Consider the following 23,126-nt stretch of genomic DNA (forward strand, 5'->3'; position numbering starts at 1 on the left):
GCTCGCTCGTCGCGCCCCCAAAGGGGCGCGGGGAACTGCGCGACCAGCCACGGCGGTGCCGCGGGCGACGGACGGAAGGTCGCGGCACCTCCAGCGGAGCACTTCGTGCGGATCGAGCACGCGGCCCAGATGCGCGAACTGCTCCCCGACGGATCAGAACACCGAGAGCCCGGTCAGTGTGGTGAACCGGTCGAGGGCCGCCACCCCGGCCACCGAGTTGCCGCGCTCGTCCAGGCCCGGGCTCCACACGCACAGCGTGCACCGGCCCGGCACCACCGCGATGATCCCGCCGCCGACGCCGCTCTTGCCGGGCAGCCCCACCCGGTAGGCGAAGTCCCCGGCCGCGTCGTACGTCCCGCAGGTCAGCATCACCGCGTTGACCTGCTTGGCCTGGCTGCGGGTGAGCAGCCGGCCGCCGTCGGCGCGGATGCCGTGCCGGGCGAGGAAGCCGGTGGCGAGGGCGAGGTCGGCGCAGGAGGCGGTGATGGAGCACTGCCGGAAGTACTGGTCGAGCAGGGTCGGCACGTCGTTGTCGATGTTGCCGTAGGACGCCATGAAATGCGCGAGGGCGGCGTTGCGGTCTCCGTGCGCGGTCTCGGAGGCGGCGACCTCCTTGTCGAAGTCCAGGGTGGCGTTGCCGCTCTCGGTGCGCAGAAAGGTCAGCAGCTCGCCGGCCGCGTCTCCGGTACGGGTCTGGAGGCGGTCGGTGACGACGAGGGCGCCCGCATTGATGAAAGGATTCCGCGGGATGCCGTTCTCGTACTCCAGCTGGACCAGGGAGTTGAAGGGGTTGCCGGAAGGCTCGCGGCCCACGTGCTCCCAGAGTTCGTCGCCCTCGCGGGCCAGGTCCAGGGCCAGGGTGAAGACCTTGGTGATGGACTGCGTGGAGAACGGCTCGCGCCAGTCCCCCACCCCGTACACCGTGCCGTCCAGTTCGGCGACGGCCATGCCGAAGCGGCGGGGATCACAGGCGGCGAGGGCCGGGATGTAGTCGGCGGCCCGGCCGCGGCCGGGTGTGCGCTCGATCTCCTCGGCGATGCGCTCCAGGACCGGCAGGAAGGTGAGGGACGACGTCGTTGTCATGATCACCATTGTGCCTCCGGACCGGCCCTGGAGCCCACTCGCGTGCGGGTTGATATCTGCCCGTAACCGCAGGTCAGGCGGCAGGTGCCCCGCTCCCGGCGACGACCTCGGGGCGCAGCAGCTCGGCGAGCCGCTCGGCTGGCAGGAGGCCCTTGTCCAGGACGAGTTCGGCCACGCCCCGGCCCGTGACGAGTGCCTCCTTGGCGATCTCGGTGGCCGCCGTGTACCCGATGTGCGGGTTGAGGGCGGTGACCAGGCCGATGGAGTTCTCCACGGTGGCCCGCAGCCGGTCGGTGTTGGCGGTGATGCCGGACACGCAGCGCTCGGCCAGGGTGAGGCAGGCGCTCTGCAGGTGCGTGACGGACTCCGACAGGGAGTGCAGGATGATCGGCTCGAAGGCGTTGAGCTGGAGCTGTCCGGCCTCGGCCGCCATGGTGATGGCGACGTCGTTGCCGATCACCTCGAAGGCGACCTGGTTGACGACCTCTGGGATCACCGGATTGACCTTGCCGGGCATGATGGACGAACCGGCCTGCACCGGCGGCAGGTTGATCTCACCGAGGCCCGCGCGCGGACCGGAGGACAGCAGCCGAAGGTCGTTGCAGCTCTTGGAGAGCTTGACCGCGATCCGCTTCAGCACACCGGACATCTGCACGAAGGCACCGCAGTCCTGGGTGGCCTCGACCAGGTTGGCGGCGGTGACCAGCGGCAGCCCGGTGATGTCGGCCAGGTGCCGGCGGGCGGCCTCGGCGTACCCGGCCGGGGCGTTGAGGCCCGTACCGATCGCCGTGGCACCGAGGTTGATCTCATGGATCAACTCGACGGCCTCGGCAAGGCGGCTGCGGTCCTCCTCGATCATGACGGCGAACGCGGAGAACTCCTGACCGAGCGTCATCGGCACGGCGTCCTGCAACTGTGTACGGCCCATCTTGAGCACGTCACGGAACTCGACGGCCTTACGGGCGAACGAGTCCTGCAGCACGGACATCGCCTTGAGCAGTCCACGGACCGCGAAGACCGTCGCAATCTTGACGGCGGTCGGGTAGACGTCATTGGTTGACTGACCCAGGTTGACGTCCTCGTTGGGATGCAGATGCGCGTACTCGCCCTTGGCGTGACCGAGCAGCTCCAGCGCCCGGTTGGCCACGACCTCGTTGGCGTTCATGTTGGTGGACGTGCCGGCGCCGCCCTGGATGACGTCGACGACGAACTGGTCGTGCAGCTTGCCCGCCCGGATCTCCTGGCAGGCGGCCACGATCGCGCGCGCCTTCTCCGGCGCCAGCAGGCCGAGTTCCTCGTTGGCGAGAGCGGCGGCCTCCTTGACGGCGGCGAGGGCGTCGATCAGATGCGGGTAGGCGGAGATCGGGGTGCCGGTGATGGGGAAGTTCTCCGTCGCGCGCAGGGTGTGCACACCCCAGTACGCGTCGGCGGGTACGTCACGGTCGCCGAGCAGATCGTGCTCACTGCGCGTGGTGGCGGCGGTCATGAGGGTACGGTCCTCTTTCTGAGGGTTGAGGGTGTGAGGGGCGCGGGCACCGAGCGCTACGCGCAGGCAGTGAACGGAACCGGATCGAGCGCACGCACCGCACGCACACAACCCACCGGCTCCCCACCCCCGAGCAGCGGCTCTCCGGCGAACTCGGTCAGCAACGCGGGATCCACACCCGCGCGAGCGAGCGCCGCGGCCGCAACCGGAATCCGCGCCCGGTTCGCCCCATCGGCGATCTTCACGGCGATGGCTCGGCCATCAGGCAGCGCAGCAACCTGAACGCCCTCGAAACCATCCTTCGCGAGCAGCCCCGGCACGGCCCGCATCAGCGCGGCCACATCGCGCCCCGAGCCGGAGGCCATCTCGGCGTGCGTGCGCATCGCGTCGGCGACCCGGGCCTCGGGCGTGCCGGGGGCGGCCGAGGTGATCCGGGACAGGGCGCGGGCGAGGCCGTGCAGGGAGATGGCGAACAGCGGCGCGCCGCAGCCGTCCACGGTGACCCGGGCGACCCGCTGGCCGGTCAGGTCCTCGACGATCTCCCGGATCGCCTGCTGGAGCGGGTGCTCCGGGTCGAGGTAGTCACCCAGGGACCAGCCGTTGAGCTTGGCCGTCCACAGCATGGCCGCGTGCTTGCCGGAGCAGTTCTGGGCGAGCCGGGAGGGCATGCGGCCCTCGCGCACCCAGGAGTCCCGGACGACCGGGTCGAACGGCATGTCGGGGACGTTGCGCAGGTCGTCCTCGGTGAGCCCGGCGAGTTCGAGGATGCGCCGGGTCCCGGCGAGGTGACGGTCCTCGCCGGAGTGGCTGGCGGCGGCCAGCGACAGCAGTTCGCCGTCGAGCGGCAGCCCGGCCCGCAGCATGGCCACGGCCTGGAGGGGCTTGACGGCCGAGCGCGGGTAGAAGGCGGCCTCGATGTCGCCGAGTTGGAACTCCAGCCGGCCGTCGGCGCCGAGGACGACGACGGAGCCGTGGTGGATGCCCTCGACGACTCCACCGCGGATGAGGTGGGCGACCGGGGCGTGGAGGGGTTCGCGGACGAGGGGTGCGTCTGCGGGGGAACTGCTGTACATCACTGCCTGCATCGATGGGTTGGGACGGGCCGGGTCGCGGGTCACGCGTCGGCGCCGGTGGAGGTGCGGGATATCCGGCCGCGGATGCCGTACCAGCCCGCGACCAGGGTTGCGACGATCAGCGGCAGACAGAGCACGGTGGTGCGTCCGGCGCCGCCGTCGGCGTACATGAGGACCAGGACGGAGGCGAGGAACGCCAGCGTCACGGCCTCGGTCCAGGGGGAGCCCGGCAGCCGGTACGACGGCCGGGTCAGCTCGCCCTTCTGGGTCTTCTGCCAGAAGAGCAGGTGGCAGAGCATGATCATGCCCCAGGTGGCGAGGATGCCGAGCGCCGCGAAGTTGAGGACGATCTCGAACGCGTCGGCGGGGACGACGTAGTTGAGGCCCACGCCGAGCACACAGATACCGCTGGTGAGCAGGATGCCGCCGTACGGGACCTGACTGCGGCTCATCCGCGCGGTGAACTTCGGGGCCGAGCCGCTCATGGCCATGGAGCGCAGGATGCGGCCGGTGGAGTACAGGCCGGAGTTCAGCGAGGACATGGCGGCGGTGAGGACGACCAGGTTCATCACGTCGCCGGCCGCGGGGATGCCGATGTGCGACAGGACGGTCACGAAGGGGCTCTGGCCGGCGCTGTACGCGTTCCAGGGCATCAGCATGGACAGCAGGACGACGGAGCCGACGTAGAACAGGCCCACGCGCCACATGATCGAGTTGATCGCCTTCGGCATGATCTTCTCGGGGTTCTCGGTCTCACCGGCGGCCACGCCGACCAGCTCGACGGAGGCGTAGGCGAAGACGACACCCTGGATGATCAGCAGCATCGGCAGCAGGCCGTTGGGGAAGATGCCGCCGTTGTCGGTGATCAGGGACGGGCCGGGGTGGTGGCCGGCCACCGGGTGCTGGGTGACCAGCAGGAAGATGCCGATGCACATGAAGACCACGAGCGCGCCGACCTTGACGATCGCGAACCAGAACTCCAGTTCGCCGAAGATCTTCACCGAGATCAGGTTCACGGTGAGGACGACGGCCAGGGCTATGAGCGCGATCACCCACTGCGGGATGTCGGAGAACATGCCCCAGTAGTGGGTGTAGGTGGCGACCGCGGTGATGTCGGCGATGCCGGTGGTCGCCCAGTTCAGGAAGTACATCCAGCCCGCGGTGTAGGCGCCCTTCTCGCCCAGGAACTCCCGTGCGTACGACACGAAGGCGCCGGAGGACGGGCGGTACAGGACGAGTTCGCCGAGGGCGCGTACGACCATGAAGGCGAAGACGCCGCAGACGGCGTAGGCGATGAACAGGGAGGGCCCGGCGTCGGCTAGCCGGCCGCCCGCGCCGAGGAAGAGGCCGGTGCCGATGGCTCCGCCGATGGCGATCATGTTGACGTGCCGGTGCTTCAGGCCTTTGCTGTAGCCGGCGTCTCCGGCGTCGACATGGCCGGACGAGGGGCGCGTCTCGTCTTTGAGGTGCTGCTCGCTCACGCCTCGGGTCCGCCTTCCGTAGGGAGATCGTCTGTCCGCTGGGGACGCACGATGTCGGTGAGGGTCGTCTCGACGCGGTCCAGGTGGTGGCTCATGGCCTGAACGGCGTCGTGTTCGGAACCGTCGATCAGCGCCTCGACGATGGCCCGGTGCTCGCGGTTGGACTGCTCGCGGCGGCCGCCCAGCTCGTTGAGGAAGGCCGACTGACGCGCCAGTGCGTCGCGGATCTCCTCGATGACCCGGCGGAAGACCGGGTTCTGGGCGGCCTCGGCGATCGCGAGGTGGAAGAGGGTGTCCATCGCAACCCAGGCCGTGGTGTCCGTCTCCCGCTCCATGCGGTCGAGCAGATGGGCCAGGTGGTCCAGGTTCTCCGGGGTGCGGCGCACGGCCGCGTAGCCCGCGACCGGGATCTCGATGTGCCGGCGCACCTCGAGCAGGTCGCTGGCCGCGTAGTCGCCGAAGGTGGGGTCCTCGACGGCGTTCGCGACGACGAAGGTGCCCTTGCCGGTCCGGGAGACCGTGAGGCCCATCGTCTGCAGCGCGCGCAGCGCCTCGCGCAGTACGGGCCGGGACACCTCGAGGGTGCGGCACAGCTCGGCCTCGGAGGGGAGCTTGTCGCCGATGGCGTACTCGCCGCGTTCGATGGCGCCGCGGAGGTGGGCGAGGACCGCTTCCATGGCGCTCACACGCCGGGGACCCAGACCACCTGTCTGGCTGTCTGACAGGTTCACGGGAGCGATCCTGCGGGTTGCGCGCCCGGACTGTCAAGGCGTCACGTAAGAAAACATTCACGGGGTGCGGCGCCTGAATGCAGGCATCCGCACCCCGTGGGTGATCAGGAGGGTTCGGTCAGGCGTTGAGCACGCCCGTGGCGAGCAGGCCGAGCAGGCCCACGCCGATGACGATCCGGTAGATCACGAAGGCGTTGAAGGAGTGCTTGGCGACGAACTTCAGCAGCCAGGCGATGGACGCGTAGGCGACCACGAAGGAGACGATGGTGCCGGCGGCGAGCGGCGCCGCGCCCACGCCCGCGCCGAGGGCGTCCTTGAGCTCGTAGATGCCGGCGCCGGTCAGGGCCGGAATGCCGAGGAAGAACGACAGCCGGGTGGCGGCGACACGGTCCAGGTCCAGGATGAGCGCGGTGGACATGGTGGCGCCGGAGCGGGAGAAGCCGGGGAAGAGCAGGGCGAGGATCTGCGAGCAGCCGACCCACATCGCGTCCTTGAACGAGGTGTCGTCCTCACCGCGCTTGTGCCGGCCCATCTGGTCAGCGCACCACATCACGACGGAACCGAGGATCAGGGAGCCCGCGACGACCCAGAGGGAGCCCAGCGGCCCGTCGATCAGCGGCTTGGCGGCCAGGCCCACCAGCACGATCGGGATAGTGGCGTAGATGACCCACCAGGCGAACTTGTAGTCGTGGTGGTAGCGCTCCTCGCGGTTGGTCAGACCGCGGAACCAGGCGGAGACGATCCGCTTGATGTCCTTGAAGAAGTACACGAGCACGGCGGCGATGGCGCCGACCTGGATGACGGCGGAGAACCCGACGACGGACTTGTCGTCGACGGGGATGTTCATGAGCCCCTCGGTGATCTTGAGGTGACCGGTGGAGGACACCGGGAGGAACTCGGTCACCCCCTCGACTACTCCGAGGACGACGGCCTGACCGACGGAGATGGCGCTCATGGGATCCAGTTCTGACGAGAGTTGGTCGACATTGTTGTAGACAGTACTTGCTGCGCCCGGCGCTCTGGCAAGCGCCTAGGCCCACAGGGCGGCGGCGATCGAGACTCCGGCGAAGGCGGCGGCGAGGCCCGCCACCACGGTCGCCACGACGTTGGCGGCAGCGTAGAGGCCGGAGCCGGCCTCGGACAGCCGCAGGGTCTCGTAGGAGAAGGTCGAGTACGTCGTCAGCGCTCCGCAGAACCCGGTGCCCACCAACAGTTGCAGATGGGGCCCGGCCGCCCCGGCGGTGAAGGCGCCCGTGAGCAGCCCGAGGATCAGGGAGCCGGTGACGTTCACCACGAAGGTGCCCCAGGGGAAGACCGAGTCGTGCCGGGACTGCACGGCACGGTCGGTGAGATAGCGCAGCGGTGCGCCGACCACGGCCCCCGCGATGACGAGCAGCCAGTTCACAACGACTTCTTACCCTTCGGATCCGTGCCCTCGGGGCCACCGGTGCGCCCTACGTGCCGGACGACCTCGCACTCCTCCAGGGTCACGAGCCCCTCGTCGACGAGTTCGTCGAGCTGCGGCAGGAACGCCCGTACCCGCTCCTCGGTGTCCACGACGACGACCGCCACGGGCAGGTCCTCGCTCAGGGAGAGCAGGCGGGAGGTGTGGATGAGCGAGGAGGCGCCGAAGCCCTCGATGCCCCGGAAGACGCTCGCCCCGGCGAGTCCCGCCGCGTGCGCGCGGTGCACGATCTCGGAGTAGAGGGGCTTGTGGTGCCAGGTGTCGTCCTCGCCGATGTAGACGGTCAGCCTGAGGGCCCGGCCGGTGAGTGACGTCATCGCTTCCTCCCGATCAGCACGCGGCGGGCGGCGACGGAGGCGAGCCACACCGCGGCGAGGGCCGCGCACAGCGTCGCGGCGAGATAGCCGAGCCCGAGGCCCGGGCGGCCCGCGTCGACCAGCTTGCGGATGTCGACGGCGTAGGTGGAGAAGGTGGTGAAGCCGCCGAGCACGCCGGTGCCGAAGAAGGGGCGTACGAGGCGGTGGGCGGCCCACACGTCCGTGATGAGCACCATGAAGACGCCGATCACCGCGCAGCCGATGACGTTGGTGACGAAGGTCGCCCAGGGGAAACCGCCGGGCGGCGTGGGCCAGGCGAGGGCGAGGCCATAGCGGGCGCACGCGCCGAGGGCGCCGCCGAGGGCGACCATCGCGACGACGGGTATCTGGGCACGCCACTCGGACCGCCGCCGTGGGGTGGGGCGGACGCGGAGGCTCTGGGCTTCCGGGGCTGTCATGCTGGTGCGTCTCCTGTTCGGCCTGCCCCGACGGGTGATCACGGCCGGGCACCAGCGTACCGCCGTGTCAGCGGCCCGCGGTCCGTGCGCAGACCGCGACACCGGGCTCCCACAGGCTGCCGAGGACGAGGTGGTCCCCGCTCGCGCAGACGCTGGTGACCATGCGGAAGCCGGAGCGGCGGCGGGTGAGGTGCCGGACGGTCCGTCCCGTGTCGTCCAGGGCCATCACCCCGATCGTCCCGCTCGGCCGGTACGGCGCGCGTACGGCGGCCCGGGCGGCGGCGCCGCGCACCGCGGGCGGCGTGCGGTGCAGAAGGTCCAGCGGCGGAACCCGGGGACTGGCGAGCGCGACCCAGAGCGGGCCGTCGGGGCCCTCGCGCCACAGGTTGTCCGGCATGCCGGGCAGCGTGGCGAAGAGGTCGGCGTGGCCGGCGCGCGGACCGGTGAGGTGGTAGCGGGTGAGGCGGCAGGCGCCGGTCTCGGCGATCACCAGGAAGGAGCCGTGGGCACCGGCCGCCAGACCGTTGGCGAACTGGAGCCCGTCCAGCAGGACTTCGGGCTCACCGCCCTCGGGCGGCAGGCGCAGCAGCCGTCCGGTTCCGGTGTGCTCGACGATGTCGCCGATCCACTGGTCCAGTGGGTAGCGGCGGCTGGAGACGGTGAAGTACACGGTGCCGTCCGGCAGGGCGACGACGTTGCTGCAGAAGCGCAGCCGCTCCCCCGCCGCCGAGTCGGCGAGAACGTGGACCGTACTGCCGCTGCCGTCGCCAGGGTCGACGCGCAGCAGGCCGCGTTCCGCGTCGCACACCAACAGGCCGCCGTCCGGGAGGGGTTCGAGTCCGAGTGGACGGCCGCCGGTGTCCGCCAGCACCTCCACGCGTGCCGTGCGCGGGTCGCCGGCGTGATGGACGCGCAGGATCCGGCCGTCCTCCACTCCGGTCAGCACGCGCCCGTCCGCGTCGACGACGACGTCCTCGGGGCCGCGGGCGCCCAGGGAGACGTGGTGCAGCGGGACGAGTGCCGTGGGTCGGTCCATGCGCGTGCCCTTCGCGGTCGGTCGGCCCGTTCCGACGTTGTCGTGCCCTCACCAGCCCTTCTCGAAAACCCGGGCCACCTCCGCGATGCGGATCTCGTCGCGCCGGTAGCAGGTGCCCCAGCAGCTGCGGCGGGTGCGCAGCAGGCCGAGCCGGGCGAGAAAGTCCAGGTGGGCGACGGCGGTCCGGCGGGGCACGCCCAGCTTGGCGGCCACGGCGCGCGCGGTGACTCCCGTCTCGGCGAGATCGCGGCGACGGTGCGCCGGAAAGTGGGCCGCGGGGTCCTTGAGCCATTCCAGAATCGTCTGCCGCATCCGGCCCGAGGGGTTTCCCATCATCCGTCCGCCTCCGTCCCCGACCGCCCCGTACGCAGTGTTCCCACTGTCGCGCGGCCGACTCCGGCACGTCAGGGACTCGGCGGTCGTTGTCCGGTACCGAACGGCCGTGCGACCGAGTGGGTGCATATGACCCGGGAAAATCGGCGAAGGCCCGTCCGCCCCTTACGGCCGGGCCCGTCACCGGTGGTTCAGCGGTGGCTGAACCACGTCATGGAGGAGAGCGCCTTGTCGTCGTAGCCGAACAGGGCCTGGTTCTCCCAGCCGTTGCCGGAGGTGGCGTCGGTCGGGTCCCAGCCGTTGCCGGAGACGGCGCCGAATCGTTGATCACCGGCCGCTCGGACTCGGTCGGCTTCCTGCTGACCGAGCCGCAGGAGCGGTTCTTCGAGGACCCCAACTTCAATGTCCTGCTGCGTGGTTGCACGCAGGCGCTGGCCGCGCACGACGTGCCGCTGCTGCTGATGCTGGCGGGCACCGAGGACGAACGGCGGCGCATCACGCGGTACATCACCGCCGGGCACGTCGACGGGGTACTGCTGGTGTCCAGCCACTCGGGCGACCCCGTCGCGCAGGAGCTGCGGGAGGCGGGCGTGCCGCTCGTCGCCTGCGGCAAGCCGATCGGTCTCGGTTCCAAGGTGAGTTATGTGGCCGCGGACGACCGGGACGGAGCCCGGGACATGGTCCGGCATCTGCTGTCGCTGGGCCGGCGGCGGATCGGTGCGGTCACCGGTCCGCTGGACACCCCCGGTGGTGTGGAGCGGCTCGCCGGGTACAAGGAGGTGCCGGCCGAGGCGGGCATCGGGGCCGACGAGAGCCTGATCGTCTCCGGGGACTACAGCCGGGCGAGCGGTGAGGCGGGCGCGGAGCGGCTGCTGGCGCAGGCCCCGGACATGGACGCGGTGTTCGTCGCCTCCGACCTGATGGCGCAGGGCGTGCTGGCGGCGCTGCGCCGGGCCGGGAAGGGGGTACCGGACGACATCGCTGTCGGAGGCTTCGACGACTCGCCTGCGGCTACGGCCGCGACTCCGCAGCTCACCACGATCCGGCAGCCGTGGGACCGGATCAGCAACGAGATGGTGCGGGTGCTGCTCGCGCAGATCGGCGGGGAGGATCCGGCGGCGGTGATTTTTCCTACGGAGTTGGTGCGGCGGGAGTCGGCTTGAGCGGAAGTGCCCACTGGGGTGCCGCGCTGTGCCGTCGTGCGTCTGCAGCGCCGTCGTGGCTGGTCGCGCAGTTCCCCGCGCCCCTTCGGCGCTACCGCGCCCCGGGGCGAACCAGCCCCGTCTCATAGGCGAGGACCACTGCCTGGGCGCGGTCGCGCAAACCCAGCTTGGCGAAGATCCGGGCCACGTGGGACTTGACCGTGGCCTCGCTCAGGGTCAGCTCGGCGGCCAGTTCCGTGTTGGACAGGCCGCGGCCCAGCAGGGTCAGGACCTCCCGTTCGCGCGGTGTGAGCGTGGCCAGGTCGGCGGGTACGGCCTCGGGTGTCCGCTCGGCCTCGGCCGCGTAGCGCTCGACCAGGCGCCGGGTGATCTGTGGTGCGAGCAGGGCGTCGCCGGTGCCGACGAGTCGTACGGCCGCCGCCAGGTGTTCCGGGGTGACGTCCTTGAGCAGGAAGCCGCTGGCCCCGATGGAGAGGGCCTCGTACACATACCGGTCCAGGTCGAACGTGGTCAGCATGAGCACCCGGCAGTCGGGCGTCTGCGCCAGGATGCGACGGGTGGCCTCCAGGCCGTCCATGGCCGGCATGCGGATGTCCATGAGGACCACGTCCGGGCGCAGTTGGCGGGTCGCGGACACCGCCTCGGCGCCGTCGGCGGCCTCGCCGACCACCTCGATGCCCCGGGCGGTGAGGATCAGCCGGAAGCCGGTGCGGATCAGCGTCTGGTCGTCGGCGATCAGCACCCGGGGCGCCCGCCCGGACGCGTCCGCCGTCATGGACGGTCCAGGGGTATGCGGGCGCGGACGCGATAGCCACCGCCGAGTCTGCGGCGGGCGTCCAGGTCACCGCCGTAGACGGCGACCCGCTCGCGCAGGCCGATCAGGCCTCGGCCGGTGCCGGCGGCCCGCGGTCCCGGGATGGCCGGGGCGGTGCCGGTCAGCACGCTGGGGCCGGTGTTGAGGACCTCCACGCGCAAAGCGTGGTCCGCGTACCGCACGGTCACCTCCGCCGAGCCGCCGTCGCCGTGTCGGAGCGCATTGGTCAGGGCCTCCTGGATGATCCGGTACGCGGTCACGTCGATGCCTTGTGGCAGCGGGCGCGGCTCGCCGGAGATGCGGACCTCGACCGGGAGCCCGGCGAAGGATATCCGGTCCACGAGCGGGCCGAGCCGGTCGAGGCCGGGCTGCGGGGCGAGGGGTGTGCTCACCGCGTCCGCGTCCGGTCCCGGGTCGGGGGCGCCGTCGGTGCCGTCCTGTGCGGGGGCCAGCAGTCCCAGCAGATGTCTGAGGTCGGTCATCGCGCCCCGGCCGGCGTCCTCCACGGCCCTGAGGGCCGTGGCCGCCTCGTCCGGCATCGTGCCCAGCACCTCGCGGGCGGCGCTCGCCTGGACGACCATGAGGCTGACGTTGTGACTGACGATGTCGTGCAACTCGCGGGCGATCCGGTCCCGTTCGGCCGTGATGGCGGCCTCCGTGGCGCTCTCCCGCTCGCGCTCCAGCAGCCAGCCGCGCTCCCCGACCGCCGCCTGCCAGCGGCGCCGGGTGCGCACCAGCGCCACCGTCAGCCCGAGAACGGCCGCGCACGCCACCGCGAGCGCCGCCGTCAGCATGTCGTACTCCCCCATGCCGTTCATGGTCGCAGACGGCACTGACATCCGCATCGACCTGGGGATTCAGCGGTCTGCATCCGGAGGATGAGTCCGGGGGCGCAGTGCCATCCGGGGAGGGATGCCGGGGACGGTGTCGCGCGTCTAGCGTCCTGGCCATGGTCACTGAGGTGAGAACGGGTGACACCGTCGTACGGCTCGACGGTGTGCGCAAGGAGTACGGCGAGACGGTCGCACTCGACGGGGTGTCGCTGGAGATCCGGGCCGGGGAGGCGGTCGCGGTGATGGGCCCCTCGGGGTGCGGCAAGTCCACGCTGCTCAACATGATCGCCGGTCTTGACCGGCCGACGGCCGGCCGTGTCGTCGTCCACGGCGAGAGTGTCGGGGAGCTGAGCGAGAAGCGGCTCGCGCTGTACCGGCGGCGCCGGATCGGCATGATCTTCCAGTTCTTCAACCTCATCGACGATCTGTCGGCGCTCGACAATGTGGCGCTGGCCGCACAGTTGACCGGCACTCCGGCCCGGCAGGCCCGGCGGCGGGCGCTGGAGCTGTTCGAGGAGCTGGGCATCGCGGACCGCCGCAACGCCTACCCCGCGGTGCTCAGTGGTGGTGAGCGGCAACGGGTCGCTGTGGCACGGGCGTTGATGAACCGGCCCGCGCTGCTGCTGGCCGACGAGCCGACCGGCGCGCTGGACAGCCGGGCCGGGGAGCAGGTGATGGACCTGCTGATCGACCTGAACCAGATGGGCCAGACCCTGGTCATCGTCACGCACGACGAGCATCTTGCGCAGCGCTGTGCGAGCCGGCTGGTGCAGCTGGCCGACGGCCGGGTGACCGGCGAGCACGCCCTGGAGCCGTCGGTATGAGGGCGGCGTGGAAGGCCGCGCGGGCGGCCGTGCGCAGGCGGATACTGCAGACTCTGGTGATCTGGCTGGTCACGCTGGTGTCGACGGGGTCGATCGTGGTCGCGCTGGGGTTGGTGGACGCGGCGTCGGCACCGTTCGACCATGTCTTCGGCAAGCAGCACGGGCCGCATGTGGTCGCCGAGTTCGACCCGGGCAAGGCGTCGGACGCGCAGCTGGAACGAGCTGCGAGGCAGCCGGGAGTGGAGGCGGTGGCCGGTCCGTTCCCGCAGGCGACGGTGGACGTGCCGCGTGGCATGGAGGACCTGGGTCTCGGCGGCGAGGTCACGGTCGTGGGCCGTTCCGGGCCCGGCGGGGCGGTGGACCGGCTGCACCTGTGGGCGGGCCGGTGGCCGACCCGGCCGGGCGAGATGGTCCTCAACCGACAGTCCGACTGGACCGGCGCCGACATCGGCAAGAAGTTCCGTCTGCCGTCCGGGCCGACCCTCACCATCGTCGGATTCGCCTTCGATCTGAGCGACACGGCGGACGTGTGGGTCGCCCCGGACCAGATCACGGCCCTGCACCCGCACACCACGCAGATGTTGTACCGGTTCCGGGACGCGTCCTCGCAGAGTGCGCTGAGCGCGGGGCTGGCCCGGGTGACCGAGGCGCTGCCCAAGGGCTCGCTGAGCGGATCGCAGAGCTATCTGACGCTCAAGCAACGGATCGGCAGCAACGCGCGCGCGTACGCGCCGTACCTCATGGCGTTCGGCATCCTCGGCGTCCTGGTGGCGGTACTGATCGTCGCCAACGTCGTCGGCGGTGCCGTGGTCTCCGGCTTCCGGCACATCGGCATCCTCAAGGCCCTCGGGTTCACTCCGGGGCAGGTGCTGGGCGTCTATCTCGTGATGGTGTCCGTACCGGCCGTGCTGGGCTGCGCACTCGGCACGCTCGTCGGCAACCTGCTGGCCAAGCCGTTCTTCCAGTTCGTGTTCACGGGGCCTGACTCAGGGGTGCTGCACGACAGCATCGGCATCGCGCCCTGGGTGAACGGGCTGTCCCTGTTCGGCATGCCGCTGGTCTGTGTACTGGCCGCGCTCGGCCCGTCCGTGCGCGCCCAGCGGCTGTCGGCGGCGCGGGCGATCAGCGCGGGCAGCGCACCGCGTACCGGGCGGGCGCTCGGCATCCAACGGCGGCTCGCGGGGCTGCGGTTGCCCAGGTCGGTGAGCCTCGGGGCGGGGCTGCCGTTCGCCCGGCCCGCGCGCAGTGCGCTCACGCTGGCCGCGGTGGTCCTGGGCGTGACCACCGTGACGTTCGCGACGGGTCTGGCGACGACGATGACCCTCTTCGGAGGCGGCAGGGATGCGTACGACGTCACGGTTTACGCAAGCAGCTACGCCCATGGCAAGCAGGTGCTGCCGGTCCACGGCGACCGCGAACTCCAGTCGCTGCTGGGCTCGTTGCCGGGGGCGGCACGGGTGACGGCCCGGGGGGACGAGGACGCGCGGCTCGACGGGTCCACACAGAGGGTCATCATCGAGGGCAGGCGCGGGCCCGACCTGCCGCTGGACGACGTGCTCGTCCGGGGGCGCTGGATGCACCGTCCGGGAGAGGTCGTGGTCGGCTCGGCCTTCCTGCGCCGCAACGGGGTGCACATCGGTGACCACCTCCGGCTGCGCAAGAGCGGCCGCGAGGAGGAGGTCACCGTGGTCGGCGAGCTGATGCAGGACAACGACCGGGTGGTCGCCGGTACCTGGCCGACGTTCACCGCGCTGGTCCCGGACGGAAAGGCGTTCGCCTATCACGTCAAACTGCGCAAGGACGCGGACGGGACGGCGTACGCGCGGGCCGCCCGAGCCGTCGACAAGGGCCTCAGTACCCAACTGACCGGCCCGAGCAGCGGCGCCGAGACCATCATCGACTCGGCGACGGCCCTCACCCTGCTGCTGGCCCTGGTCGCCTCCCTCGGCGTGTTCAACACGGCCGTGCTCAACACCCACGACCGGCGCCGCGACCTCGGCATGCTGAAGTCGATCGGGATGACCCCGCGCCAGGTGACGGTGATGACGGTGACGTCGATGGCGGTGCTCGGCGTGACCGGATCGGTGCTGGGCGTCCCGCTGGGCATCGCCGCCTACGAGGTGGTCGTCCCACGGATGGCCGCAGGGATCGACATCACCCTGCCGTCGTACATGACGGACGTCTGGCACGCGCCGAAGCTGGCGGAACTGGCGCTGGCGGGTCTGGTGATCGCCGTGGTGGGCGCGCTGGTCCCCGCGCGGCGCGCGGCCCGCCTCACCGTCGCCGAAGTACTGCACAACGAATAGGGCCACCGGGGAGCCCGCAACCGGTCAGGATCGAAGAAGCCGGAGCGGGCTCCCCCGTCCTAGCGTGAGGTGCACCGACGGAGAAACCGTCGGGCCACGCACCTCAGAAGGAGAGCCCCATGACCGCCGGCGTGCAGACGATCATCTACCCCGTCAAGGACAAGGACCGGGCCAAGGCCCTGTTCACCGCCCTGCTGGGTGTCGAGCCGTACGCGGACCAGCCCTACTACGTCGGCTTCAAGGCCGAGGGGCAGGATGTCGGCCTCGACCCCAACGGGCACGCTCAGGGCCTGACCGGTCCGGTGCCGTTCTGGCACGTCACCGACCTCCGGGAGCGCCTCGCGGCCCTGCTGGCGGCGGGCGCCGAGGTGGTCCAGGACGTGCGCGACGTCGGCAACGGCAGGCTGATCGCCTCCGTGAAGGACCCCGACGGCAACCTGATCGGCCTGCTCCAGGACCCGGCCGCCTGAGCACCGCGGCCTCCGCCCACACCCGCACTAGTTGCACGCTCAACGATTGGCTGGATCGGTGCTACGGTGCGGGTATGGCAGTCAAGACGGCCGACGCCCGGCTCGAGGAACGGTGGCGGGACATCCTCGCCGTGCACGCGCGCACGATGTGCGAGATCGACCGTGCCCTGCACCCGCACGGGCTGGGCGCCAGCGACTTCGAGGTGCTGGACATCCTGGCGACCGAGTCGCCCGCGGAGGGCGACCAGTGCCGGGTGCAGAACCTGGTCGGCCGGGTTCATCTCAGCCAGAGCGCGCTGTCCCGGCTGATCGGCCGGCTGGAGAAGGACGGGCTGGTGGAGCGCTCGGTGTGCGCGGAGGACCGGCGCGGGGTGTGGGTGGCGCTCACCGCCAAGGGCCGCGCGCTGCATGCCGAGGTGCTGCCGCTGCAGCGCGAAGTGCTGGAGCGCATGCTGACCGGGCAGGAGCGCTGGAGCACCGGGCAGGACCACTAGGCCCTGTCGTCGAACTCCCTCCCCCAGCCTTCGGCCGGGCGGTGCCCCCAGCCCCGCGACGCCATGCACGCTCCCCCAAAGGGGGCACCCCACTCGCCGCACCGCGGCCACCCACCGATCAGCCGCGGGAACAACGCTTCAGGTCAATACACCTAGAGCACCAGCTCGGCACCGTCGGGCAGGACCTCGACGCCCTCCTCGGCGACACGCGCGCGTGCCGGTGAGGCGGGGTCGAGCAGCGGGTTCGTGTTGTTGAGATGGGTGTAGATCCGGCGTGCGCCGGGATGCCGGGCCAGCGCGGCGAGAGTGCCGTCCGGACCGGTGACCGGCAGATGCCCCATGGCGGCCTGCCCGGCGCCGGACCGCACCGCCGTGCCCATCTCGTCGGCCGCGTGGAAGGTGCCGTCCAGCAGCACGCAGTCGGCCTCGGCGCACAGGTCGTCCAGCGCCGGACTCCAGGCGCCCACACAGGGCGCATACACCAGCACTCCCCCACTGGCCAGGTCCTCGACGCGGTACGCCGTCACCCACGGGCCGGCCGGCTCCGGCGACTGCACGGGCACGTACTTCGGAATCTTCACGCCCACCGGATGGGCCGTGACCACGAGCCCGCCGGCCAGCACGAACCCGCCGTCGGCCAGGTTGTCCGGCCACTCCCACGAGGCATAGCGGTCCAGGGCGGCCCGGGCGGGCGCCAGCACGGCGCGGACCGGCGACGTCGCGTAGACCTTCAAACCCGCCGCTCCGCGCAGTTCGGCGAGGCCGGTGACGTGGTCGGCCTCGGCGTCGGTGAGCAGGACGCCGCGCAGCGGGGTGTCCCGGGGTCCGGGTCCCGGCCACAGCGCCGGTGTGGCGGCGAGCTGGGTGCGCAGGTCGGGCGAGGCGTTCAGCAGCCACCAGTCGCGGCCGTTGCCGGTGACGGCCGCGCACTCCTGGGTCCGGGAGGGAAGCTTGCCGTCCCTTGCCGCCGTACACAGCGAGCAGGCGCAGTTCCACTGCGGGAAGCCGCCACCGGCGGCGGTGCCCAGCAGGACGACCCTCACGACCATCGGCTCCTTCGACACGCGTCCGGACCTGTTCTCGCTGGGATCTTCCCGCGCCGGGCCGGGGACTACCCGGCGGCGGGGGGCAGTTCCGGCCGTCCTGCGCCCGGTCTGCGGTCCGCCGGGCGCTCGGGCGGGATCGGCCCACCGGGGAAGTCACGGGGACCGGTCCACAGAGCGGGTACGGCGTCGCAGCGCCGGCACAGTTCGTAGGCGATCGCCTCGTAGTTGACCCGCCAGCCCTGGAAGTGCGGCCAGGCCTCCTTCGGCGGGCGCTCGGCCCGGAATCCGGCCGACTCCAGCATGGCCACGGCCGCGTCGAACTCGGCGAAGGTGAGCCGGATGGACGCGTCCGGCGACGGGTCGGCGTCGAAGGGGATGCGCAGCGCGCGGGCGATGTCGCGCAGGGCGGTGAAGCCGGCCCGCAGCACCAGCCGGGCCTCCGGCGGGGCGAGCCGCGGGGCGAGCGCCAGCTGCATCGCGGCCGCGTCCATCACCGCGACGAGACCGACCAGCCAGCTGCGGTGCGGGCGCGGGGAGCGGAAGGTCAGCAGGACGGGGTACGTCGAGTGGCTCTCGCCCATGTCCGAGGCGAGGCGTTCCCAGGCGCGATACAGCGTCGGCAGCGCGGTCTCGGTGTCGACCAGCCACTGCCGGGCGAGGATCTCCGGCCCCCAGGCGGGTTCCCCGGCCCGTGCCTGGAGCAGGGTGACCTCCAGTTCACGGCGGTTGTAGGCGGCGTACAGGGTGGGCAGATAGGCGATCTGCAGCGCGATCACGACCGGCCCGGTGGCCGCGGCGACGAAGTCGAGCACCGACAGCTTCAGCCGGGCGCCGCCGGCGAAGCCGAGCGTGAACAGGCTGGACCCCGCCTCCCGGAACGCGGTGGTCCAGGACAGCGGGGACAGCGAGTACAGCAGGAGGCCGAAGCCGAGCAGCGCACCGGCGAGCCAGGTGGCGAGCATGCCGATGAGCATCAGCGGGGCCAGCCAGGTCTGTGCGCGGTCGATGGATGCGTAGTCCTTGCGGACGGCGGTGAGCCGGAGGACTCGGCGCAGGGCCCACCAGAGACGGAAGACCAGCACGGAGTAGAGGCCCCGGGGGACCACGAGGGTGCGGAGAATGCTGGTCAGCACCAGGACCAGGACCAGTGCCCCTGCCGCGCCGGCGATGTATTCCATGGGTCTATTTTTGTCGCCCATGGGGGTGGGGTGATCACTTTCCTGCGCGGGTGCGGGTCACTCGTGGCTTCTCGCGCCGTTCCCCACGGCCCTTCGGGGCGCTTCATCAGCGGGCCAGCAGAGTGCGTACCCCCTGTGAGGTGAGCGTCAGGGCGTGGGTGGAATTGCCGTCTATGGCCAGGGAGAGATCCTCGTCGGGCCATTGGGAGGCCAGGGCGCCGAGGGGGATGAGGCGGTAGCGGGAGACGAAGGGCAGGAGCTCGGCCATCTCGCCCTCCGTGGTGAAGACGGGGACGACCGGATCGCCTCCGGGCTGTTCCAGGACGGGCAGGGCCACGGTCGTGGCGTCGGCGCCCTCCCCGTCGACCGCGTCGTCCGGCACGGGGACGAGCACGTCACTGTGGGCGAGGACGTCCAGCGCGGCCTGGTCCTCGGCGTTCACGGTCAGCGCGTCCAGCGCCTGCTGGGCCGGCGTCGGCAGGTCGTTGTGTGCGGGTGTCTCCATGGCAGATCCCCAGGTAGCGACGGTCGTACAGGCCACACCGGAGGCGGAACCGCGCCCCGGGCGTGCTTCGCCTCGCGTACCCGGTGGGCCGCGGGCCATGCGTGAGGATCGGCGGGAGATCCGGTGGTGCCCCGGCCCCCTGGTGGCCGGGGACGGTGAAAATCCACGGGCAGAGCGATCGCCGCCCGTGCGGGTCGCCCGGGCTCTAGCGTTGCCGCATGCCGATGCAGCCATGGTTCCGCGACGCCAAGCTGGGGATCTTCGTCCACTGGACCGGCGCCGAGCTGGGCCACCGGGTCACGGGCGGGTTGCACGAGGTGCCGGGAGTGACCTGGCTGGACGCGCCGGCGGCGGGGGACGCGGACGAGTACGCCACCGTGCTCGCCGTGGAACTCGACGGGGAGCTGGACCTCTACCGGGGGACGGGGCGCACCTGACGCGGGGGCGTCAGCCGAAGGTGAGGGTCAGCGGCATACTGTCACCGTTCGGGCATCCATACCGAACGGTACTCACGTCGCATGCCGCGCGTACTCGAAGCAGCGCCGCCAACTTGGCGAGGCCGCTTCGCGGTTGTCACCGAACGATGCTGATCAGGTCCATGAGTCCACTGATCCGCCAGTCCGCCGATGCAACCGTTTCAGGAGCGTCGGCCCGGAAGTCCCCCCGCGGGCCACGCCGCAGGTGCGCCGTGCGCAGCCCGGCCGCCTTCGCCGGGTACACGTCGTTGGCGGGATGGTCGCCGACGTCGAGATATTCAGTCGGCCGGTACCCCGGCAACCTGAATGACCCGCTGGAAGAACTCCGGCTGGGGCTTGGCCACGCCCCACTCGCCTGATGTGACAACCGGGTCTGCGGGCAGGTCGAGCGCGCGCAGCGGGTCGCCGGCGCGAGCGGCTCTGGTTGCCTGCCAGCTGCCTGCGGTGGCAGTGCACCGAGCCGATGCTGCTGAGCCCTACCTGCTCGCCGATCCCGCACAATGTGGGCTCTTCTCCGCGCTCTGCGATCGCCTCGCGGATGCACGCCACGAAGGCTACGAGGCGGCAGGTCGGGGCACGCTTGCCCGGTGCGAGTGAAGGGTTGCGCACGCATGGGGCGCTGTAGAGCGCTCCCGCGCGGGGGGGGAGCGTCACGGCACGAGCACGACAGGAGGCATGCGTAATCCGCGCAAGGATCAAAAATCCGCGAAAATCGCCCACCAAGGCTGGCTGATTTCCGGCGCATGGGATGATCAAATACGTGATAAACTCCCCTCCGACCACGGGGGAAAATCGCAAAGTCGTCAGCCTCAGAGCAGGTTGCCGCTGTCTGCATTCCCCCATGCAAGAAAAAGAGGGGAATCGACATGAAGATGAGGCGTTCGGTCGGCACGGCGGCATCTCTTGCAGCTGTTCTCGCCGCTTGTGTAATCGCCGCACCGGCCGCGAGTGCAACCCCGTCGGGTTGCGGCGATCTACAGAATGGCCAGCTGTGCATAACGGGCGGCTCTGTTGGCAAAACAGGTGATTTCACGTTCACCGTCGATTACGACCGCCAAGTTTCCGGAGATATTACCGTCACGCTCGGTTCCCAGAGGAAGAATGACAAGATCACGGCTCTTCCTCTGTATTTTGGGACGAAGAAGACCAGCAACGGCTACGTCGAACTGAGCAAGAAGCATCACATCGACTCGGGTGACTGCATTCGCGGCGTGATGGACTATAAGGGTACCGAGTACGTCACCAAGTGGCGTTGCCCCTGATGTGACCCCGCCGTTGGGCGCGTGTGCTTGACTTGACGGGCGCCCCAGGCCGAGACGTACAGGAAGACCATCATGTGGCTAGTGATTCTCTACATCACTCCGGCGTCCGTCGCCCTGTTTGTGCTGGTGATGCTCGCACTCTCGTGGCTGGGCGCATGGTGGCTTCATCGAGGACGCGGGCACGCCGTGCGTGCGGCTCGCGCCTTGTTCATCGCCTGGGGCGTTCTCATCCTGTTGGCTACGCTTATGCCCACTCAACCGCTCGGCACTTCAGACCATCATATTTCATGGCTGCCGGGCGAGGGTCTTTGGGGGAGTCAAGCCGACGGCCTCTTCCCCGAGGAGCGCACCATGATCGTGCGTCTGCAAATTGCCAACGCCGCCATGTTTGTCCCCTTCGGATCCACACTGGCATTCACCCTTTTCGACGCCCGCAGGACTCCACTTGCCTGCACAACGTTCATCTGCTTTACCTTCAGCGTCGCTATCGAGGCCACTCAGTGGGTTATGGCGGCCGGCCGTACCGTTGACGCTGATGATGTACTTTTCAATACCCTCGGTGGTTTCCTGGGGGCTGGCGTTGCACTGATCGCCCTCAATATCTTCGCAGTGTCCCGGAGCGGCACAGGTCGACACAGGCAACCGATCACGACCAGCGACTGACACCTGAACGCCCAGCCGCGTCCCCCATCGCCGACTGCGGCATGAATTCCCCCCTGTTGTTCATAATCCGGGGGATGGTGTCACCGGTTCCGGAGGCATCGACGGACCGCTGATGAGGGGCTTGAGCACCGGCTTCACCCGAGCCGGAAGAGCTCTAACGTGGATGTGGCAGCTCGTGCCCTGGCAGGCCGGATGAAAGCGTGATGGAGGGGCCTGCACGTGATCGACACCGGCGACGTCGACGTCTACCTGGGCTTGGACGTCGGCAAGGGCGAACACCACGCCACCGCCGTCACACCGGCCGGGAAGAAGGCCTTCGACGAGCGCCTGCCCAACACCGAGCCCAAGCTCCGCGAACTCTTCGCGAAACTCCAGGCCAAGCACGGAACAGTATTGGTCGTGGTCGACCAGTCGGCCTCGATCGGCGCCTTACCGCTGGCGGTCGCGAGGGACATGGGCTGCCCGGTCGCCTACGTGCCCGGTCTCACGATGAGCTTGACCAAACACATCATGGGGCACCCCCCCGAATGCCGGGCAGGCACGATAAGCACCCCTGCAGGATCGCGACGGGAGCCCGGATGGGTCTAAAGACCGATCAGTGCCCTGCTTCAAGGGTCCGGTAGTACCAACGGTTCAGCGGTCGAACTCCTCCTGGATCGGTGTCTTCGGCTCCTCCCGCAGGTGCTGGGAGAGTCCGGGCTTGCCGCCCTCGCGTGCCTGTTCCGCGCGCTGTGCGGCGGTGCGGTCGAGGTCCGAGTCCGGGTCCACCCGTACCGACCTCGCCACGTCGTCACGGCCGGTGTACTGCTCGGCGGGGATGCCGCGCAGGGCCTTGACGACCTCCTCCGACGCACCCGCCGCACGCGCGGCCGTGACCAGGCGCTCCTTGTCGGCCGGATACGACACGTCCTTCAGCGCGTCCAGCACCTCGGGGACGCTGGTGTGTGCCGTGCTCATGGCGCCTCCCTCACTCGTCGCCTTCCTCGGCGTTCTCGTCCGCGGTGTCCTCGCCCTCGGCCTGGGACGGGGTGGTACGCGGCGGCTGCTCGTCCTCCGCCACACCCGGCTCCCGCTCGCCCTCGGCCTGCGAAGGGGTGCTCTCGCTCATCGGGCCTCCCACGCGCGTCCGTGCCCTTCCGAAGACCCCGAGTACCCGTCCCCCGCGCCGCCATGACCGGGGAGAACTCTCGCCTCCCAGGACCCGGGGGATCCGTGAATCCGCTGCCGGGGGATGGGTACCTGAGCGGCCCCGGCGCAGTATGCGGCGCCGGCGCACGGCTCAGTACCATCTCACCGCTGGAGGAGCCATGGCGGGTATCAGCCCCCGGATCTGCAGAAAGCCCTGTCCGGCGCCGAATACCCGGCGGACACGGAGCAGCTCAAGAAGGTCGCCAGGGACAACCATGCGTCCAAGGAGATCACCGACCGGATCTCCCACCTCGGTAAGAAGGAGTTCCAGAACCCGGCCGAAGTGAGCAAGGCGGTCTTCCAGAACGAGTGACCGACCATGGGCGTGGGGGGGGGGGGGGGGGGGGGGAATACGAGCACAGCACCCCACGAGCCGAGCATCCAATCCCCACCCTCGGGGCGAGACAGACAACGACCAAAACACACGCCCCATCTCCTTCC

The 23,126-nt window shown here is 70.3% G+C and carries 25 protein-coding genes and 3 pseudogenes; 10 read left to right on the plus strand and 18 right to left on the minus strand.

Translation table 11 applies throughout. From position 1 onward, the window contains the following. Nucleotides 1-153: 153 nt before the first annotated feature. From ACZ418_RS30705 to ACZ418_RS30755, 11 genes are all read right to left on the minus strand, one after another. A complete protein-coding gene (locus ACZ418_RS30705; protein WP_451008559.1) occupies nt 154-1,092 on the minus strand; it encodes a glutaminase in 939 nt (312 codons plus the stop codon). A 64-nt stretch (nt 1,093-1,156) separates the two neighbouring features. Beyond that, complete coding sequence (gene aspA / locus ACZ418_RS30710) at nt 1,157-2,569, minus strand: aspartate ammonia-lyase (protein WP_468369389.1); 1,413 nt, start codon at nt 2,567-2,569, stop codon at nt 1,157-1,159. Between the two features lie 56 nt (nt 2,570-2,625). Next, a complete protein-coding gene (locus tag ACZ418_RS30715) occupies nt 2,626-3,642 on the minus strand; it encodes an asparaginase (RefSeq protein WP_468369391.1) in 1,017 nt (338 codons plus the stop codon). A 41-nt stretch (nt 3,643-3,683) separates the two neighbouring features. Beyond that, nucleotides 3,684-5,123 carry an amino acid permease gene (locus ACZ418_RS30720; protein ID WP_468369393.1) on the minus strand — a complete coding sequence of 480 codons (1,440 nt, stop codon included), beginning with the start codon at nt 5,121-5,123 and terminating at the stop codon, nt 3,684-3,686. Next, nucleotides 5,120-5,800: a FadR/GntR family transcriptional regulator gene (locus ACZ418_RS30725; protein ID WP_388629238.1), complete on the minus strand. Its 681-nt coding sequence runs from the start codon at nt 5,798-5,800 to the stop codon at nt 5,120-5,122. The genes ACZ418_RS30720 and ACZ418_RS30725 overlap by 4 nt, the downstream gene beginning before the upstream one ends. A gap of 172 nt (nt 5,801-5,972) precedes the next feature. Further along, on the minus strand, nt 5,973-6,809 hold the full coding sequence (locus ACZ418_RS30730; protein ID WP_468369395.1) for an undecaprenyl-diphosphate phosphatase: 837 nt from the start codon (nt 6,807-6,809) through the stop codon (nt 5,973-5,975). Between the two features lie 75 nt (nt 6,810-6,884). Next, nucleotides 6,885-7,259 (minus strand): fluoride efflux transporter CrcB, encoded by a 375-nt coding sequence (gene crcB / locus ACZ418_RS30735; RefSeq protein WP_468369397.1) that lies wholly within the window; start codon nt 7,257-7,259, stop codon nt 6,885-6,887. Next, nucleotides 7,256-7,636: a DUF190 domain-containing protein gene (locus tag ACZ418_RS30740; protein WP_468369400.1), complete on the minus strand. Its 381-nt coding sequence runs from the start codon at nt 7,634-7,636 to the stop codon at nt 7,256-7,258. The genes crcB (ACZ418_RS30735) and ACZ418_RS30740 overlap by 4 nt, the downstream gene beginning before the upstream one ends. Beyond that, on the minus strand, nt 7,633-8,094 hold the full coding sequence (gene crcB, locus ACZ418_RS30745; protein ID WP_468369403.1) for a fluoride efflux transporter CrcB: 462 nt from the start codon (nt 8,092-8,094) through the stop codon (nt 7,633-7,635). Before crcB (ACZ418_RS30745) ends, ACZ418_RS30740 begins: the two co-directional genes overlap by 4 nt. 67 nt (nt 8,095-8,161) lie before the next feature. After that, nucleotides 8,162-9,130 (minus strand): SMP-30/gluconolactonase/LRE family protein, encoded by a 969-nt coding sequence (locus ACZ418_RS30750; RefSeq protein ID WP_468369405.1) that lies wholly within the window; start codon nt 9,128-9,130, stop codon nt 8,162-8,164. 48 nt (nt 9,131-9,178) lie between these two features. Then, on the minus strand, nt 9,179-9,466 hold the full coding sequence (locus ACZ418_RS30755; RefSeq protein WP_468369408.1) for an ArsR family transcriptional regulator: 288 nt from the start codon (nt 9,464-9,466) through the stop codon (nt 9,179-9,181). A gap of 311 nt (nt 9,467-9,777) precedes the next feature. On the opposite strand from ACZ418_RS30755, the pseudogene ACZ418_RS30760 reads away from it, so the two are divergent. Next, nucleotides 9,778-10,626: pseudogene (locus ACZ418_RS30760) on the plus strand (LacI family DNA-binding transcriptional regulator); the annotation flags it as partial. 91 nt (nt 10,627-10,717) lie between these two features. Here ACZ418_RS30760 and ACZ418_RS30765 read toward each other — a convergent pair. Both ACZ418_RS30765 and ACZ418_RS30770 read right to left on the minus strand, forming a co-directional pair. Beyond that, complete coding sequence (locus ACZ418_RS30765; protein ID WP_468369410.1) at nt 10,718-11,401, minus strand: response regulator; 684 nt, start codon at nt 11,399-11,401, stop codon at nt 10,718-10,720. Then, on the minus strand, nt 11,398-12,249 hold the full coding sequence (locus tag ACZ418_RS30770) for a sensor histidine kinase (protein ID WP_468369413.1): 852 nt from the start codon (nt 12,247-12,249) through the stop codon (nt 11,398-11,400). Before ACZ418_RS30770 ends, ACZ418_RS30765 begins: the two co-directional genes overlap by 4 nt. 140 nt (nt 12,250-12,389) lie before the next feature. On the opposite strand from ACZ418_RS30770, the gene ACZ418_RS30775 reads away from it, so the two are divergent. The 4 genes from ACZ418_RS30775 to ACZ418_RS30790 all read left to right on the plus strand — a co-directional run bounded on the left by ACZ418_RS30775 (nt 12,390) and on the right by ACZ418_RS30790 (nt 16,367). Then, nucleotides 12,390-13,097, plus strand: a complete 708-nt coding sequence (locus ACZ418_RS30775) for an ABC transporter ATP-binding protein (RefSeq protein ID WP_468369415.1) — start codon at nt 12,390-12,392, stop codon at nt 13,095-13,097. Then, on the plus strand, nt 13,094-15,403 hold the full coding sequence (locus tag ACZ418_RS30780; protein WP_468369418.1) for an ABC transporter permease: 2,310 nt from the start codon (nt 13,094-13,096) through the stop codon (nt 15,401-15,403). Before ACZ418_RS30775 ends, ACZ418_RS30780 begins: the two co-directional genes overlap by 4 nt. A 119-nt stretch (nt 15,404-15,522) precedes the next feature. Continuing rightward, nucleotides 15,523-15,873, plus strand: a complete 351-nt coding sequence (locus ACZ418_RS30785; RefSeq protein ID WP_069782639.1) for a VOC family protein — start codon at nt 15,523-15,525, stop codon at nt 15,871-15,873. A 74-nt stretch (nt 15,874-15,947) separates the two neighbouring features. Continuing rightward, nucleotides 15,948-16,367: a MarR family winged helix-turn-helix transcriptional regulator gene (locus ACZ418_RS30790; RefSeq protein ID WP_468369421.1), complete on the plus strand. Its 420-nt coding sequence runs from the start codon at nt 15,948-15,950 to the stop codon at nt 16,365-16,367. Nucleotides 16,368-16,519: 152 nt separating this feature from the next. Here ACZ418_RS30790 and pqqB read toward each other — a convergent pair whose 3' ends face one another. The 3 genes from pqqB to ACZ418_RS30805 all read right to left on the minus strand — a co-directional run bounded on the left by pqqB (nt 16,520) and on the right by ACZ418_RS30805 (nt 19,096). Continuing rightward, entirely contained in the window at nt 16,520-17,410 is an 891-nt protein-coding gene (gene pqqB, locus ACZ418_RS30795) for a pyrroloquinoline quinone biosynthesis protein PqqB (protein WP_468369423.1), read from the minus strand. 68 nt (nt 17,411-17,478) lie between these two features. Continuing rightward, nucleotides 17,479-18,591, minus strand: a complete 1,113-nt coding sequence (locus ACZ418_RS30800) for a hypothetical protein (protein ID WP_468369425.1) — start codon at nt 18,589-18,591, stop codon at nt 17,479-17,481. Between the two features lie 106 nt (nt 18,592-18,697). Further along, nucleotides 18,698-19,096 (minus strand): SseB family protein, encoded by a 399-nt coding sequence (locus ACZ418_RS30805; RefSeq protein ID WP_450670467.1) that lies wholly within the window; start codon nt 19,094-19,096, stop codon nt 18,698-18,700. Nucleotides 19,097-19,368: 272 nt separating this feature from the next. Between ACZ418_RS30805 and ACZ418_RS30810 the strand changes: the two are divergent. The 4 genes and pseudogenes from ACZ418_RS30810 to ACZ418_RS30825 all read left to right on the plus strand — a co-directional run. Beyond that, nucleotides 19,369-19,533: pseudogene (locus ACZ418_RS30810) on the plus strand (alpha-L-fucosidase); the annotation flags it as partial. Nucleotides 19,534-20,438: 905 nt separating this feature from the next. After that, a complete protein-coding gene (locus tag ACZ418_RS30815; protein WP_468369427.1) occupies nt 20,439-20,834 on the plus strand; it encodes a hypothetical protein in 396 nt (131 codons plus the stop codon). 81 nt (nt 20,835-20,915) lie between these two features. Beyond that, nucleotides 20,916-21,497 (plus strand): VanZ family protein, encoded by a 582-nt coding sequence (locus ACZ418_RS30820; protein WP_468369430.1) that lies wholly within the window; start codon nt 20,916-20,918, stop codon nt 21,495-21,497. Nucleotides 21,498-21,716: 219 nt separating this feature from the next. Continuing rightward, a pseudogene (locus ACZ418_RS30825) lies at nt 21,717-21,989 on the plus strand (IS110 family transposase); the annotation flags it as partial. 141 nt (nt 21,990-22,130) lie between these two features. Here ACZ418_RS30825 and ACZ418_RS30830 read toward each other — a convergent pair. Both ACZ418_RS30830 and ACZ418_RS30835 read right to left on the minus strand, forming a co-directional pair. Continuing rightward, nucleotides 22,131-22,454 (minus strand): DUF2795 domain-containing protein, encoded by a 324-nt coding sequence (locus ACZ418_RS30830; RefSeq protein WP_468369433.1) that lies wholly within the window; start codon nt 22,452-22,454, stop codon nt 22,131-22,133. Nucleotides 22,455-22,464: 10 nt separating this feature from the next. Continuing rightward, entirely contained in the window at nt 22,465-22,605 is a 141-nt protein-coding gene (locus tag ACZ418_RS30835) for a hypothetical protein (protein WP_468369435.1), read from the minus strand. Nucleotides 22,606-22,839: 234 nt separating this feature from the next. Between ACZ418_RS30835 and ACZ418_RS30840 the strand changes: the two genes are divergently transcribed. Then, a complete protein-coding gene (locus tag ACZ418_RS30840) occupies nt 22,840-22,998 on the plus strand; it encodes a DUF2795 domain-containing protein (protein ID WP_468369639.1) in 159 nt (52 codons plus the stop codon). Nucleotides 22,999-23,126: the final 128 nt, after the last annotated feature.

This window comes from Streptomyces sp. NPDC030820 (assembly GCF_055572075.1).